13 protein-coding genes are annotated in these 12,842 nt (G+C 69.2%); 6 read left to right on the top strand and 7 right to left on the bottom strand.

Features of this window, described 5'->3' with window-relative positions; genetic code table 11:
• The 4 genes from ABB34_RS08730 to ABB34_RS08715 all read left to right on the top strand — a co-directional run.
• A partial coding sequence (locus ABB34_RS08730) for an energy transducer TonB family protein (protein WP_152979559.1) occupies nucleotides 1-215 on the top strand: 215 nt, incomplete at its 5' end.
• 86 nt (nucleotides 216-301) lie between these two features.
• Nucleotides 302-1,045, top strand: a complete 744-nt coding sequence (gene exbB / locus ABB34_RS08725) for a TonB-system energizer ExbB (RefSeq protein WP_057640926.1) — start codon at nucleotides 302-304, stop codon at nucleotides 1,043-1,045.
• 47 nt (nucleotides 1,046-1,092) lie between these two features.
• Nucleotides 1,093-1,518: an ExbD/TolR family protein gene (locus ABB34_RS08720; RefSeq protein WP_057640925.1), complete on the top strand. Its 426-nt coding sequence runs from the start codon at nucleotides 1,093-1,095 to the stop codon at nucleotides 1,516-1,518.
• A gap of 3 nt (nucleotides 1,519-1,521) precedes the next feature.
• Nucleotides 1,522-1,932: an ExbD/TolR family protein gene (locus ABB34_RS08715; protein ID WP_057640924.1), complete on the top strand. Its 411-nt coding sequence runs from the start codon at nucleotides 1,522-1,524 to the stop codon at nucleotides 1,930-1,932.
• Between the two features lie 198 nt (nucleotides 1,933-2,130).
• Here ABB34_RS08715 and ABB34_RS08710 read toward each other — a convergent pair whose 3' ends face one another.
• The 3 genes from ABB34_RS08710 to cls form a co-directional block, all read right to left on the bottom strand.
• On the bottom strand, nucleotides 2,131-2,883 hold the full coding sequence (locus ABB34_RS08710; protein WP_057640923.1) for a pyridoxine 5'-phosphate synthase: 753 nt from the start codon (nucleotides 2,881-2,883) through the stop codon (nucleotides 2,131-2,133).
• On the bottom strand, nucleotides 2,880-3,152 hold the full coding sequence (locus tag ABB34_RS08705) for a hypothetical protein (protein ID WP_057640922.1): 273 nt from the start codon (nucleotides 3,150-3,152) through the stop codon (nucleotides 2,880-2,882). The genes ABB34_RS08710 and ABB34_RS08705 overlap by 4 nt, the downstream gene beginning before the upstream one ends.
• A gap of 70 nt (nucleotides 3,153-3,222) precedes the next feature.
• On the bottom strand, nucleotides 3,223-4,683 hold the full coding sequence (cls, locus tag ABB34_RS08700; protein WP_057640921.1) for a cardiolipin synthase: 1,461 nt from the start codon (nucleotides 4,681-4,683) through the stop codon (nucleotides 3,223-3,225).
• Nucleotides 4,684-4,787: 104 nt separating this feature from the next.
• Here cls and ABB34_RS08695 point away from each other — a divergent pair, with 104 nt between their 5' ends.
• Nucleotides 4,788-5,888, top strand: a complete 1,101-nt coding sequence (locus ABB34_RS08695) for a PA0069 family radical SAM protein (RefSeq protein WP_057640920.1) — start codon at nucleotides 4,788-4,790, stop codon at nucleotides 5,886-5,888.
• A gap of 190 nt (nucleotides 5,889-6,078) precedes the next feature.
• Here ABB34_RS08695 and ABB34_RS08690 read toward each other — a convergent pair whose 3' ends face one another.
• Together ABB34_RS08690 and ABB34_RS08685 are read right to left on the bottom strand one after the other, a co-directional pair.
• Nucleotides 6,079-7,092: a class 1 fructose-bisphosphatase gene (locus ABB34_RS08690; protein ID WP_057640919.1), complete on the bottom strand. Its 1,014-nt coding sequence runs from the start codon at nucleotides 7,090-7,092 to the stop codon at nucleotides 6,079-6,081.
• Between the two features lie 196 nt (nucleotides 7,093-7,288).
• Entirely contained in the window at nucleotides 7,289-8,491 is a 1,203-nt protein-coding gene (locus ABB34_RS08685) for an amino acid aminotransferase (RefSeq protein WP_057640918.1), read from the bottom strand.
• 160 nt (nucleotides 8,492-8,651) lie between these two features.
• Between ABB34_RS08685 and ABB34_RS08680 the strand changes: the two genes are divergently transcribed.
• Entirely contained in the window at nucleotides 8,652-10,775 is a 2,124-nt protein-coding gene (locus ABB34_RS08680; protein WP_083490125.1) for a TonB-dependent receptor family protein, read from the top strand.
• Between the two features lie 221 nt (nucleotides 10,776-10,996).
• On the opposite strand, the gene eda is transcribed toward ABB34_RS08680, so the two are convergent.
• Complete coding sequence (eda, locus tag ABB34_RS08675; protein WP_057640917.1) at nucleotides 10,997-11,635, bottom strand: bifunctional 4-hydroxy-2-oxoglutarate aldolase/2-dehydro-3-deoxy-phosphogluconate aldolase; 639 nt, start codon at nucleotides 11,633-11,635, stop codon at nucleotides 10,997-10,999.
• On the bottom strand, nucleotides 11,622-12,644 hold the full coding sequence (locus ABB34_RS08670) for a sugar kinase (protein WP_057640916.1): 1,023 nt from the start codon (nucleotides 12,642-12,644) through the stop codon (nucleotides 11,622-11,624). The genes eda and ABB34_RS08670 overlap by 14 nt, the downstream gene beginning before the upstream one ends.
• Nucleotides 12,645-12,842 lie beyond the last annotated feature (198 nt).

Raw genomic sequence — 12,842 nt, 5'->3', positions numbered from 1 at the left:
TCCGCGCCGGCATCCAGGGCGAGGTGATCCTGATCATTGATGTCGATGCCAACGGCAACGTCACCAATGTGTCTGTCGAGAAGTCCAGCCGTAACCGCGACCTCGATCGCGCCGCAATGGATGCGGCACGCAAGTGGAAGTTCAACCCTTCCATCATCAATGGACAGAAGGCGGCTGGCCGCGTCCGCGTCCCGGTCAACTTTGCGCTGAGCTGATCCCATTGGCGGCCCACCGGCCGCCATCCGGGAACCGTTCGATCTAGCTACACCCTTCAACACCACACACAACAAAGGTAAGCGTCATGCTGCAGGAACTCTTCATCGCCGCTGCTGCCGGGGGCAACGCAAACAACGCGCTCTCGCAGATGGGCTTCGAGCATCTGATCCACGAAATGACCTCCAAGCCGGGCGACTTCGCCGTTTCCTGGGTCGTGCTGCTGACCCTGGTGCTGATGTCGGCCATGTCCTGGTACTGGACCGTCATCAACATCTTCCGCACCACCCGCCTGAAGTCGGCTTCCGACCGCGTGCCGGGCCTGTTCTGGGACGCCGCCAATGCCCAGGACGCCATCCGTGCGATGGAAGAGCAGCCGGCTTCCGAGCCGTTCTCCAAGATCGCCCTGGACGCCGCCCAGGCCGCCGCGCACCACCAGCAGGCCGGTGCCGCCGAGACCCTGAGCCGTTCGGAGTTCGTCGACCGCGCCCTGCGCCAAGCCGTGACCCGCGAATCCAACAAGCTGCAGGGCGGCATGATCCTGCTGGCCACCGTCGGCGCGACAGCTCCGTTCGTCGGCCTGCTGGGTACCGTGTGGGGCATCTACGGCGCGCTGATCAAGATCGGTGCCACCGGTTCTGCCTCGATCGACGCCGTTGCCGGCCCGGTGGGTGAAGCGCTGATCATGACCGCCATCGGTCTGTTCGTCGCGATCCCGGCCGTGTTCGCCTTCAACTTCTTCAGCAAGATCAACAGCGCGACCGTCAGCAAGTTCGACACCTTCGCGCACGATCTGCACGACTTCTTCGCCACCGGCTCGCGCGTCCGCTGAGCCGCAGGCAGAGCAGTCCTAGCAACGAGATATAGACGGAGCCCGTTATGGCTTTCAGTAGTGGTAACAGCAGCGGCCCGATGTCCGAGATCAACGTCACGCCCCTCGTGGACGTGATGTTGGTGCTGCTGATCATCTTCATCATCACGGCGCCGCTGATGTCGCACAAGGTCAAGGTGGAGCTTCCCGAGGCCAACCTGAACATCGATCCGGACGACGCCGAAAAGCGTGCCGGCCCGATCACGGTGGCGGTCAAGGAAGACGGCACGCTCTACTGGAACGACGAAGAGGTTTCCAAGGAGACCCTGGAGTCGCGCTTCGCCACGGCGGCCCAGCAGACGCCGCAGCCGCCGCTGAACCTGCGTGGTGACAAGACCACCAAGATGAGCGTGATCAACGAAGTGACCAAGATCGCGCAGGGCCAGGGCATGCTGGACGTCGGTTTCGTTGCCACCAAAGAAAAGGGGCAATAAGCGATGGCATTCAGTAGTGGTGGAAGCAGGGGCCCGATGGCCGACATCAACGTCACGCCCCTCGTGGACGTGATGCTGGTGCTGTTGATCATCTTCATCGTGACCGCGCCGATCATGACCTACCCGATCGCCGTGGACCTGCCGCAGCGCGTGCTCAACCCGCCGCCGGTGACGCGCGAGCCGCCGCCGCCGATCGACCTGCGGGTGGACGCGAGCAACCAGGTTTACTGGAACAACAGTCCGGTGAACGTGGCCGACCTGCAGCAGAAGATGGAAGAAGAAGTACAGAAGGATCCGACCAACCAGCCGGAACTTCGCATCGACGCCAATCCGGATTCGGAGTACGAGGTCATGGCCAAGATCCTGGCCCAGGCCAAGAACGCCCAGATGAAGAAGATCGGCTTCGTGCAGTAACGCAACGCCAAGTCATGACGCGACTGGAAACGCCCCCGCTTGCCGGGGGCGTTTTTTATTCGGATGACCGGATTTGCGGGTAGTTCGTCACCAATATGGCGCTGGTGACACTGCTTTCGCAGGAGCGACGCCAGTCGCGACCGGGGTTCTGCCTCAAAGCCCGGTCGCCACAGGGCCATTCCTGCCGCTGCTGCGGGTTCAGGTGCCGGATTCGATGATGCCGAGGTAGCGTTCCACGGTGGTTTCCAGGCCGTCGTACAGGGCTTCGCCGATCAGCGCGTGGCCGATGGAGACTTCCAGCACATCCGGTACTTCGGCGAGGAAATGGCCGAGGTTGGCCTGCGACAGGTCGTGGCCGGCGTTGATGCCCAGCCCGGCGGCCTGCGCGCGGCGTGCCGCGGCGGCGGACACCGCCGCCGCATCGACCTTGCCGGCGGCGAAGGCCTCGGCATAGGGGCCGGTGTAGAGCTCGATGCGGTCGGCGCCGAGTTCGGCGGCGCGGGCGATGTGCGGGTTGCCGGCATCGACGAACAGGCTGACGCGGCAGCCGTAGTCCTTCAGCGCCGCGATCAGCGGCAGCAGGCGTGCGCCGTCGCGCTGGAAATCGAAGCCGTGGTCGGAGGTCAGCTGGCCATCGCCGTCGGGCACCAGCGTGGCCTGCGCCGGGCGGGCCTGGTCGCACAGCGGCAGCAGGCCGGGATAGCCGGGGCGCGGCGGTGCGAACGGGTTGCCCTCGATGTTGAACTCGACGTCGTGCTGGCGCGTCAGTTCGGACAGCATCAGCACGTCGTCGGCGCGGATGTGGCGCTGGTCGGGCCGCGGGTGCACGGTGATGCCGTGCGCGCCGGCGCGCAGGCAGGTCATCGCCGCGCGCACCACGTCCGGATCGCCGCCGCCGCGGGAATTGCGCAGGACCGCGATCTTGTTGACGTTGACGCTCAGGCGGGTCATGGCTGCGGCTGTCCTTCGGACGGCGGATGGGAGGAAGAGGAGGCAGCGTTGGCGCGCAGTTGCTCGCGCATCACCTGCAGTTCCGCCGGGTGCAGGGCGCGCGGCGTGGCGGTGAAAACGTCGCCGGTGCGGGCGCGGTAGAGGCCGCGGACCCACAGCAGCAGGCAGGCCAGCGCCGCCAGCAGCGCCAGCCACAGCAAGCCGGCGTGGGTAGTGGTCAGGGCAAAGAAAAAGGCGCCGATGGCGAACAGCAGGAACAACCAGTACATGGGTACCTCCCGAAGGCTGCCAGTTTAGCGGCGCCGGCCGCCGTGCTGCATGCGTTGCGACTGGCGTGGTTCAGAGCAACGGCGAGGCCAGCCGGGCGAAGGCTTCCGGCAGGCGGTGGCGCCAGAGCGGGCGCTGGCGCTCCGGCTGTACCGGGGTGGCACGGGCGAATTCCTGTTCCAGCAGGGTTTCCAGCGCGGCGGTCAGGCCGCGGTCGTGGTACAGCATCGACAGCTCGAAGTTCAGGCGGAAGCTGCGGTGGTCGAAGTTGGCGCTGCCGACGATGCAGGTGTCGTCGTCGGCGATGAAGGCCTTGGTGTGCAGCATGCGCGGGCCGTATTCGTAGATCTTCACGCCCGCTTGTAGCAGTTCGTCGAAATACGAGCGCGCGGCCAGGGTGACGAACAGCGAATCGCTGCGCCGCGGCACCAGCAGGCGCGTGTCCAGGCCGGCCAGCGCGGCCGAGGTCAAGGCCATGCGCGCGGCCTCGCCGGGCACGAAGTACGGCGTCACCAGCCACACCCGGCGGCTGGCTTCCTGGATCGCCGCCACGTGCATGCGGTGGATCGCCTCCCACGACGAGTCCGGCCCGGAGACCAGCACCTGCGCCTGGATCGTGCCGTCCTCGCGGCCGGGCATGTCCGACGGGAACAGGTCCTCGCGGTCGAAATGCGCCCTGCCCTGCCCGCTGGCGTAGATCCAGTCCTCCAGGAACACCAGCTGCAGGCTGCGCACGACGTGGCCGGTGATGCGCATGTGCAGGTCGCGGTAGGCGTCGGCGCGGCGGCTTTCGTCCTCGGTATCGGTGATGTTGATGCCGCCGGTGAATGCCAGGGTGCCGTCCACCAGTACCAGCTTGCGGTGGGTGCGCAGGTTCAGCCACGGCCGCTTGAACGGTTTGAGCAGCTGCCGCGGGTGGAACCACACCACTTCGCCGCCGGCATCGAGCAGCGGCTGCAGGAAACGGCGCCTGATCCGCGAGGACCCCACCGCGTCCAGCAGCAGGCGCACCTTCACCCCGGCCCGGGCGCGCTCGGCCAGCGCGTCGCGCAGCGCGGTGCCGGCATGGTCCGGCTCGAAGATGTAGTACTCCAGGTTGACGTGGCGCCGCGCGCCGGCCACCGCATCGAGGATGGCGGCATAGGTGGCCGCGCCGTCGACCAGCCATTCGACCGCGGTGGCGCTGCTGGGCGGCAGCCCGGTGGTGGCCTGGCCGACGCGCGCCAGCTCGGTGCATTCGGCGTCCGGCGGGCAGACCGCGCTGTAGGCCTCCATGCCCTCGCGCGAGCGCCCGCGCCGCAGCCGCTGGCGGACGATGCGCTGCGGCCCGAACAGGTAGAACACGAACAGGCCCAGGTAAGGCAGCGCCGCCAGCGACAGGATCCAGCTCAGCGTCGCCACCGGCTCGCGCTTCTGCAGCACGATGTAGCAGGCCAGCAACAGCAGGTAGGCAACGTAGGTGGCCGCCAGTATCTGCGCCAGGTGCGGAATGGCCGACACGGTGGCCCACAGGGTGTGCAGGAAGTCGCGCATGCCGGCGATTCTAGCCAGCTCCGCCACCGGTTTGCGGATGCCGTGTGGGCCAGCCTGAACGCCGCGTCGCTGCATCTGCGACGGCGCCGCGTTAGCGTGGACCGATGCCGACACCCATTCCGATCAAGGGCCGCGGAGCCAGCAGCCACCTGCCCGGCCGTTTCGAAACCCGCACCAGCGAAGCGGTCGATGACGGCTGGATGGCCGAGGAGGGCGAGGAATTCGCCGCCCCGCGCCTGCGTACCGACGTGCGCGCCGAGACCGCGCGCAGCATCATCAGCCGCAACGCCTCGCCGGACGTGGGCTTCGACCAGTCGGTGAACCCGTACCGCGGCTGCGAGCATGGCTGCTCGTACTGCTTCGCGCGGCCGACCCATGCCTACCTGAACCTGTCGCCGGGACTGGATTTCGAGACGAAGATCTTCGCCAAGACCAACGCCGCCGAACTGCTGCGCAAGGAACTGGCCAGGCCCGGCTACGTGGTCAAGCCGATCGCGCTGGGCATCAACACCGACGCCTACCAGCCGATCGAGCGCAAGCTCGGCATCACCCGCCAGCTGATCGAGGTGATGCTGGAAACCCGGCACCCGTTCTCGCTGATCACCAAGAACGCGCTGGTCGAGCGCGACATCGACCTGCTGGCACCGCTGGCCGAGCAGCGTCTGGTCAGCGTGCACTTCTCGGTGACTTCGCTGGACCCACACCTGTCGGCCAAGCTCGAACCGCGCGCCTCGGCCCCGCATGCGCGGCTGCGGGCGATGCGGCGGCTGCACGAGGCCGGCATCCCGGTCGGGGTGATGGTGGCGCCGGTGATCCCGTGGATCAACGACGCCGAGCTGGAAGCAGTGCTGGAGGCCGCGCGCGAGGCCGGCGCGCGCAGCGCCGGCTACGTGCTGCTGCGCTTGCCGTACGAAGTCGCGCCGCTGTTCCGCGAATGGCTGCAGGCGCACCACCCGCAGCGCGCCGAGCACGTGATGAGCACCATCAACCAGCTACGCGGTGGCAAGGACTACGACGGCGGCTTCGGCAAGCGCATGCGTGGCGAAGGCGTGTATGCGCAGCTGCTGTCGCGGCGCTTCGCACTGGCCCGCAAGCGGTTGGGTTTCAATGCCTCGCGCGAGCAGTGGCCGTGGCTGGATTGCAGCCGCTTCGTGGCGCCGATGCCGCCGCGCAAGCCTTCGCCACAGGGCGAGTTGTTCACGTAGGTCGGGGCTATGTCCCCGACGCTCCGTGTATCCGGGCATCAAGCGTCGGGGGCGTAGCCCCGACCTACGCGGCTGAATCGTGCAGGGCGGAGGTTGGCATGCCCACGTAGGTGCCGGGCTTGCCCGGCACGGGGATTCACCGGGAGGGTTCCATGTGGGGCAAGCCCCGCATCTACGGCAACGTGGCAATTCAACTGCGCGCGTCATGCTCGCGGTGGTAGCGGGTGGCTTCGGCCACTTCGTTCTTCGAGCCAAGGAACACCGGCACCCGCTGGTGCAGCTGGCCGGGCTCGATGTCGAGGATGCGCTGGCGGCCATCGGTGGCCGCGCCGCCGGCCTGTTCGATCAGCATCGCCATCGGGTTGGCTTCGTACATCAGCCGCAGCTTGCCCGGCTTGGAGGGGTCCTTGCGGTCCCACGGGTAGATGAAGATGCCGCCGCGGGTGAGGATGCGATGCACGTCGGCCACCATCGAGGCGATCCAGCGCATGTTGAAGTCCTTGCCGCGCGGGCCTTCGCGGCCGGCCAGCAGGTCGGCCACGTAGCCCTGCATCGGCGCTTCCCAGTGGCGCTGGTTGGACATGTTGATGGCGAATTCCTGGGTGTCCTCCGGCACCTGCATGCCGCGCTGGGTCAGTACGAACTCGCCGGTCTCGCGGTCCAGGGTGAAGGCGTGGGTGCCGTGGCCAACGGTCAGCACCAGCATCGTGCTCGGGCCGTAGATGCAGTAGCCGGCCGCCACCTGGCGGGTGCCGGGCTGCAGGAAGTGCTCGTCGCCGGGCTTGTCCACGCCGGCCGGGGCGCGCAGCACCGAGAAGATGGTGCCGACCGAGACGTTGACGTCGATGTTGGAGCTGCCGTCCAGCGGGTCGAACAGCAGCAGGAAGTCGCCGTGCGGGTATTCGGACGGCACCGGCTGGCTGTGGTCCATCTCCTCCGAGGCACAGGCGGCCAGGTGACCGCCCCAGGCGTTGGCTTCGAGCAGGATCTCGTTGGAGATCACGTCCAGCTTCTTCTGCGCCTCGCCCTGCACGTTGCCGGTGCCTGCGTCGCCGAGCACGCCGCCCAGCGCGCCCTTGCTCACCGCGATCGAGATGCTGGTGCAGGCGCGGGCCACCACCGCCACCAGTTGCCGCAGGTCGGCGTTGATGCGGCCGGCGTGCTGTTCTTCGATCAGGAAGCGGGTCAACGAGGTGCGCGACATGGACGGTGGCTGCCTTCGGGAAAGGGGCGCCATTGTCGCGGGTTGCCCGGATTTTTGCGAACGCGGGACAGGAAATGTCCCGAAGGGACAGGGCCCGGGTAGGAGCGCAGTTTGTTGCGCTCCTACAGGTAGAGAGGCAGAAACGAAAAGCCCGGGATCATTCCCGGGCTTTTCACTGTGGCGCTGCGGCGAAGGATCAGCCGCGGCTGACCTCGTAGACCGCCTTGGCCACGTAGTCCAGGTTGTTCTGGCTCAGCGCGGCCACGCAGATGCGGCCGGTGCCGACGGCGTAGATGCCGTAGTCGTCGCGCAGCCGGTCCACCTGCGCCTTGCTCAGGCCCGAGTACGAGAACATGCCGGCCTGCTGCTGGATGAAGCCGAACTCCGGCGCGCCCAGCGCCGCCAGCTTCTGCACCATGCCGGCGCGCAGGGCATGGATGCGTTCGCGCATTTCGGTCAGTTCCGCTTCCCACAGGCCGCGCAGCTCGGTGCTGCCCAGCACGCCGGCGACCAGCGCCGCGCCGTGGGTGGACGGGCTGGAATAGATGGTGCGGACGATGCGCTTGACCTGCGACTGCACGGCCTTGGTCGCGGTGGCGTTCGGGCCCACCACCGACAGCGCGCCAACGCGCTCGCCGTACAGCGAGAACGACTTGGAGTACGAGTTGGCGACGATGAAGCTGTCGATACCGGCCTCGGCGACGATGCGCACTGCCTGGCCGTCGGCCTCGATGCCCTTGTCGAAGCCCTGGTAGGCCATGTCGATGAACGGGAACAGCTGGCGGTCCTTCAGCAGCGCGGCGACCTGCTGCCACTGCTCGGTGCTCAGGTCGGCACCGGTCGGGTTGTGGCAGCAGGCGTGCAGCAGCACCACGGTGCCCGGCTGCAGCTTCTGCAGGTCGGCGACCATGCCGGCGAAGTCCAGGCCGTGGCTGGCGTTGTCGAAGTAGGCGTACTCGACCACCTCGAAGCCGGCGGCGCCGAACACCGCGCGGTGGTTCTCCCAGCTCGGGTTGCTGATCGCCACGGTGGCGTGCGGCAGCAGTTTCTTCAGCAGGTCGGCGCCGACGCGCAGCGCGCCGCTGCCGCCGATGGTCTGGGTGGTGGCGACGCGGCCGGCGGCCAGCAGTTCCGAACCCGCGCCGAACACCAGCTCCTGCGTGGCCCGGGTGTAGGCCGGCAGGCCGTCGATCGGCAGGTAGCCGCGCGGCTTGGCCTCGGCGGCGAGTTGCTCCTCGATCTGCTTGACCGCGCGCAGCAGCGGGATGCGGCCGCTTTCGTCGTAGTAGATGCCGACGCCAAGGTTGACCTTGGTGGCGCGGCTGTCGGCGTTGTAGGCCTCGGTCAGACCCAGGATCGGGTCACCGGGCACCTGTTCCACGTTTGCAAAGAAGGACACGGCGGTACTCGTAGCGGTGGTGGGAGGGGAGGAATTCGGCACGACCGCACGGCGCGGTCAAACCGGTTCATCCTAACAGGGCCGGCGGTTGGCGGCAGGGTTTCAGGCGGAACCGTCCCGCGCCGGCGCGGGCACGCCCGCGATCGGGGATGATGCCGGCATGAAGCGGAGCAAGCGGTATTTCCCGGTGGCCGGATGGGTGATGGCGTTGCCGGCGGCGGCGCAGGCCGGCCCGGCGCCCGCCGTGCTGGACACCGTGCAGGTGCAGGCGGCGCGGGTGCGCGCCGTCGATGACTTCGACCTGCCCGCGTCGATGACCGTCATCGACGTGGACGAGGCCGGCAACGGCCGTGGCGCGCTGGTGTCCGAGGCCATGAATGGCGTGCCGGGCCTGCTGGCGCGCGAGCGGCAGAACCTGGCGCAGGACACCCAGTTGTCGATCCGCGGCTTCGGCGCGCGCTCCACCTTCGGCGTACGCGGCGTGCGCCTGCTGGCCGATGGCGTGCCGGCGAGCATGCCCGACGGCCAGGGCCAGTTGTCGCACTTCAACCTGCTCGGCGCCGAACGCATCGACGTGCTGCGCGGGCCGTTCTCGGCGCTGTACGGCAATTCCTCCGGCGGCGTGGTGCAGTTGTGGAGCGGCGACGGCCAGCCGGGCGATCCGTGGCGGCTGCGCGCCACCTGGGGCAGCGATGCCAGCAGCAGCCTCGGCCTGCAGCTCAGGGGCCAGGTGGCGGCCATGCACTACAACGTCGCCGCCAGCCACTACCGCACCGACGGCTGGCGCGAACACGGCGCGGCGCGGCGGGAATCGCTCAACGCACGGCTGGGTTTCGACCTCGCGCCGGGGCAGCGGCTGGACCTGCTGTTCAACGTCCTCGACGCCCCGCACGCGCAGGACCCGCTGGGCCTGACCCGCGAACAGGTGCGCGCCGATCCACGCCAGGCCACCGCGGTGGCCGCGCAGTACGGCACCCGCAAATCGGTGCGACAGGCGCAGGCAGGCGTGGTCTACACACTGGACCGCGAGCGCCGGACCTGGCGGCTGATGGCCTATGCCGGGCAGCGCACGGTCGAGCAGTTCCTCGCCATTCCGCCGGCGGCGCAGGCCAGCCCGCTGCATGCGGGCGGGGTGATCGACCTGGAGGGTGGCTACGGCGGCGTGGACGCGCGTTGGGCCTGGCATGGCGAACTGGCCGGAAAACCGCTGGAACTGGTGCTTGGCGCCAACGCCGACCGCCAGCGGCAGCACCGCAGTGGTTACGAGAACTTCGTCGGCGATGCATTGGGCGTAAAGGGCCGGCTGCGCCGCGACCAGCGCGACCGGGTCGGCAACGCGGACCAGTTCGCGCAGGCCTGGTGGCGGTTCGCGCCGCGCTGGTCGCTGCTGGCCGGCGCGCGCCACAGTCGGGTGCGCTTCGAGTCCGATGACCACTACGTCACCGCCAACAATCCCGACGACAGCGGCCGCCGCGACTATGCGGCCACCACGCCGGTGGCCGGGCTGGTGTTCCGTGCCGGCGACGACCTGCGCCTGTATGCCTCGGCCGGGCGCGGCTTCGAGACACCGACCCTCAACGAGCTGGGGTATCGCGCCGACGGCGGCGCCGGGCTGGCGCTGGACCTGTCCCCGGCGGCCAGCCGCAATCACGAACTCGGCGCCAAGTGGCGTACCCGGGCTGGTGCGCGGCTGGACCTGGCGCTGTTCCGCGCCGACACCGACGATGAACTGGCGGTGGCCAGCAACCGTGGCGGCCGCAGCAGCTACCGCAACATCGGCGCCACCCGCCGCCAGGGCGTGGAACTGGGTTGGCTGCAGCCCGTCGGCGAAACCGGGCAACTGCAACTGGCCTGGACCTGGCTGCAGGCCACGGTGCGCGAGGGTTACCTGACCTGCACCGGCCTGCCCGCGCCGTGCACCGAGCCGCGCAACCCGGTGGCGGCCGGCACCGCGCTGCCGGGCGTACCGCGCCAGCAACTGTTCGCGCGCTGGCACTGGCAACCGGGGCCGTGGCAACCGGCGATCGAAACCGTGGCCGCCGCCGCCACCTCCGCCAGCGACCTCGGCGATGCCCGCGCGCCCGGCTACGGCCTGCTGAACCTGGAAGCCGCCCGGCAATGGCCGACCGCGCGCGGCCCGCTACGCCTGTTCGCGCGCGTGGACAACCTGCTGGACCGGCATTACATCGGCTCGGTCATCGTCAACGACGGCAACCGGCGTTATTACGAACCCGGGCCGGAGCGCGGCTGGACGCTGGGCCTGCAATGGCAGTGGACGCGGTAAGAGCCAGGAACGAATGGAGAGGAACGAGGAACGAGTGAAAGCACAGCTGCAGGTCGGGGTTACATCCCCGATGCACGGCGCAGAGTGGACATGGCACGTCGGGGGCGTAGCCCCGACCTACGAGATTCAAGCATTCCCGCAGGTGCCGGGCTTGCCCGGCACGGGGCCGTACCGGGAAAGCCCCATGCGGGGCGAGTCCCGCATCCACAGTTGCCGCTGCCTCAGCCGGGCAATACCGCCGCTTCGCGTGCCAGCCGCTCGATGCCGGCCCAGTCGCGCGCCTGCAACAGCTCGCGCGTGGTCAGCCACGAGCCGCCCACGCACAGCACGTTGGGCAGGTGCAGGAACTGCGCCGCGGTCTGCGCGCCGATGCCGCCGGTCGGGCAGAAGCGCACGTCGCCGAACGGGCCGTTCCAGGCCGACAGCATCGCCGCGCCGCCGGCCTGCACCGCCGGGAAGAACTTGAAGGTGTCCAGCCCGTGCTCGAGCCCGCGCATCAGTTCCGAGGACGTCGCCACGCCCGGCAACAGCGGCAGGTCGGTATCGCGCGCGGCGGCGTACAACCGGTCGGTGGCGCCCGGCGACACCGCAAAGCGGCCACCGGCGGCCTTCACCTGCTCCATCTGCGCGGCGGTCAGCACGGTGCCGGCGCCGATCACCGCATCCGGCACCGCCTCGGCCATCGCCTTGATCGCCGCCATCGCGGTGGCGGTGCGCAGCGTCACCTCGATCACCGGCAGGCCGCCGCGGAACAGCGCCTGCGCCACCTGCACCGCGTCGTCCACGTCGTCGGGGGTGAACACCGGGATCACCGGCGCCAGCCTGAGCACGGCGCGCACGCGCGGGTCAGCGCCGGACATCGAACCTGCCCTCGCCCACCAGCGCCATCACCTCGGCCACGCCGACCGGGTTGAAGTCGCCGGGGATGGAATGCTTCAGGCAGCCGGCGGCCAGCCCGAAGCGGATCGTCGCCTCGGCGTCGAAGCCTTCGATCAGGCCGTGCAGCACGCCGGCGGCGAAGGCGTCGCCGCCGCCGATGCGGTCGACGATGTCGGTCAGCTCCTCGGCCGGCGCCACCGCGCGGGTGCCGTCGCGGCCGAGCAGCATCGCGCCCAGCGAATGATGGCCGACGCTGTGCGCCGTGCGCTGGGTGCAGGCCAGGTACTGCAGGCGCGGGAACGCGGCGAAGGCCATCGCCGCGGCCGCGTCCACGCGCGCCTGCGCGTCGGCCTGCGGGAACTCGCCGCCCAGCACCACGCCGATGTCGCGGTGGTCGGCGAAGACGATGTGCGCGCAGTCGAACAGGTCGCGCAGGATCGCCCTGGCGTCGCCCCCCCAGCGCTCCCACAGCTTCGGCCGGAAGTTGCCGTCGAAGGACACCTTGATGCCCTGCGCGCAGGCCGCGCGCGCGGCGTCCAGCGTGGCGCGCGCCGCTTCCGCGCCGAGCGCCGGGCTGATCCCGGACAGGTGCAGCCATTGCGCGCCGTGCAGCAATGCCGGCCAGTCGTAGCCGTCCGCGCGCGCGTTGGCGAAGGCCGAGTCGGCGCGGTCGTAGACCACCTCGCTGGGCCGGTGGCCGGCGCCGGTGGTCAGGAAATACAGGCCCATGCGGCCCTCGGCGCGGCGCACCCGCGAGGTATCCACGCCGTGCAGGCGCAGTTGCCCGGCCGCCGCCGCGCCCAGCGGGTTGTCAGCGACCACGCCGACCATCGCCACGGCGTGGCCGAAATGCGCCAGCGATACGCCGACGTTGGCTTCGGCGCCGCCGCAGTGCACGTCCAGCGACGGGCTCTGCAGCAGCAGCTGGTGGCCGGGGGCGCCGAGCCGCAGCAGCAGCTCGCCGAAACAGACAACACGCGGGGGATTCATCGGGACTCCTGTCGCAGGCCGGGGGCTCGCCGGCATGATGGCATGATAATTTGACCATCGGTGTCATGTTGCCCGGATGTCCCTTCATGGCACCCGGATACAGTCCCGGAATGTCCCAAAGACAATGGGTTGCGACGCTCCACCCCTCTGTTGCGGTGCAAGATGCCCGCCTCTGGAAGTCCTGCTAGTTTCGGTTTT

Source organism: Stenotrophomonas daejeonensis, from assembly GCF_001431505.1.
Taxonomy (GTDB): Bacteria; Pseudomonadota; Gammaproteobacteria; order Xanthomonadales; family Xanthomonadaceae; genus Stenotrophomonas; species Stenotrophomonas daejeonensis.
The sequence above is the reverse complement of the archived record's forward strand: the minus strand, read 5'-3'. Positions and strand labels throughout refer to the sequence as shown.

What these genes read in the sequence shown, in the direction of transcription:
- ABB34_RS08680 (WP_083490125.1), top strand. Translation starts at nt 8,652, where the DNA reads ATGAAGCGGAGCAAGCGGTATTTCCCGGTGGCCGGATGGGTGATGGCG.
- ABB34_RS08710 (WP_057640923.1), bottom strand. Translation starts at nt 2,883, where the DNA reads ATGACCCGCCTGAGCGTCAACGTCAACAAGATCGCGGTCCTGCGCAAT.
- ABB34_RS08715 (WP_057640924.1), top strand. Translation starts at nt 1,522, where the DNA reads ATGGCATTCAGTAGTGGTGGAAGCAGGGGCCCGATGGCCGACATCAAC.
- ABB34_RS08690 (WP_057640919.1), bottom strand. Translation starts at nt 7,092, where the DNA reads ATGTCGCGCACCTCGTTGACCCGCTTCCTGATCGAAGAACAGCACGCC.
- exbB (WP_057640926.1), top strand. Translation starts at nt 302, where the DNA reads ATGCTGCAGGAACTCTTCATCGCCGCTGCTGCCGGGGGCAACGCAAAC.
- cls (WP_057640921.1), bottom strand. Translation starts at nt 4,683, where the DNA reads ATGCGCGACTTCCTGCACACCCTGTGGGCCACCGTGTCGGCCATTCCG.
- ABB34_RS08705 (WP_057640922.1), bottom strand. Translation starts at nt 3,152, where the DNA reads ATGTACTGGTTGTTCCTGCTGTTCGCCATCGGCGCCTTTTTCTTTGCC.
- ABB34_RS08670 (WP_057640916.1), bottom strand. Translation starts at nt 12,644, where the DNA reads ATGAATCCCCCGCGTGTTGTCTGTTTCGGCGAGCTGCTGCTGCGGCTC.
- ABB34_RS08695 (WP_057640920.1), top strand. Translation starts at nt 4,788, where the DNA reads ATGCCGACACCCATTCCGATCAAGGGCCGCGGAGCCAGCAGCCACCTG.
- eda (WP_057640917.1), bottom strand. Translation starts at nt 11,635, where the DNA reads ATGTCCGGCGCTGACCCGCGCGTGCGCGCCGTGCTCAGGCTGGCGCCG.
- ABB34_RS08720 (WP_057640925.1), top strand. Translation starts at nt 1,093, where the DNA reads ATGGCTTTCAGTAGTGGTAACAGCAGCGGCCCGATGTCCGAGATCAAC.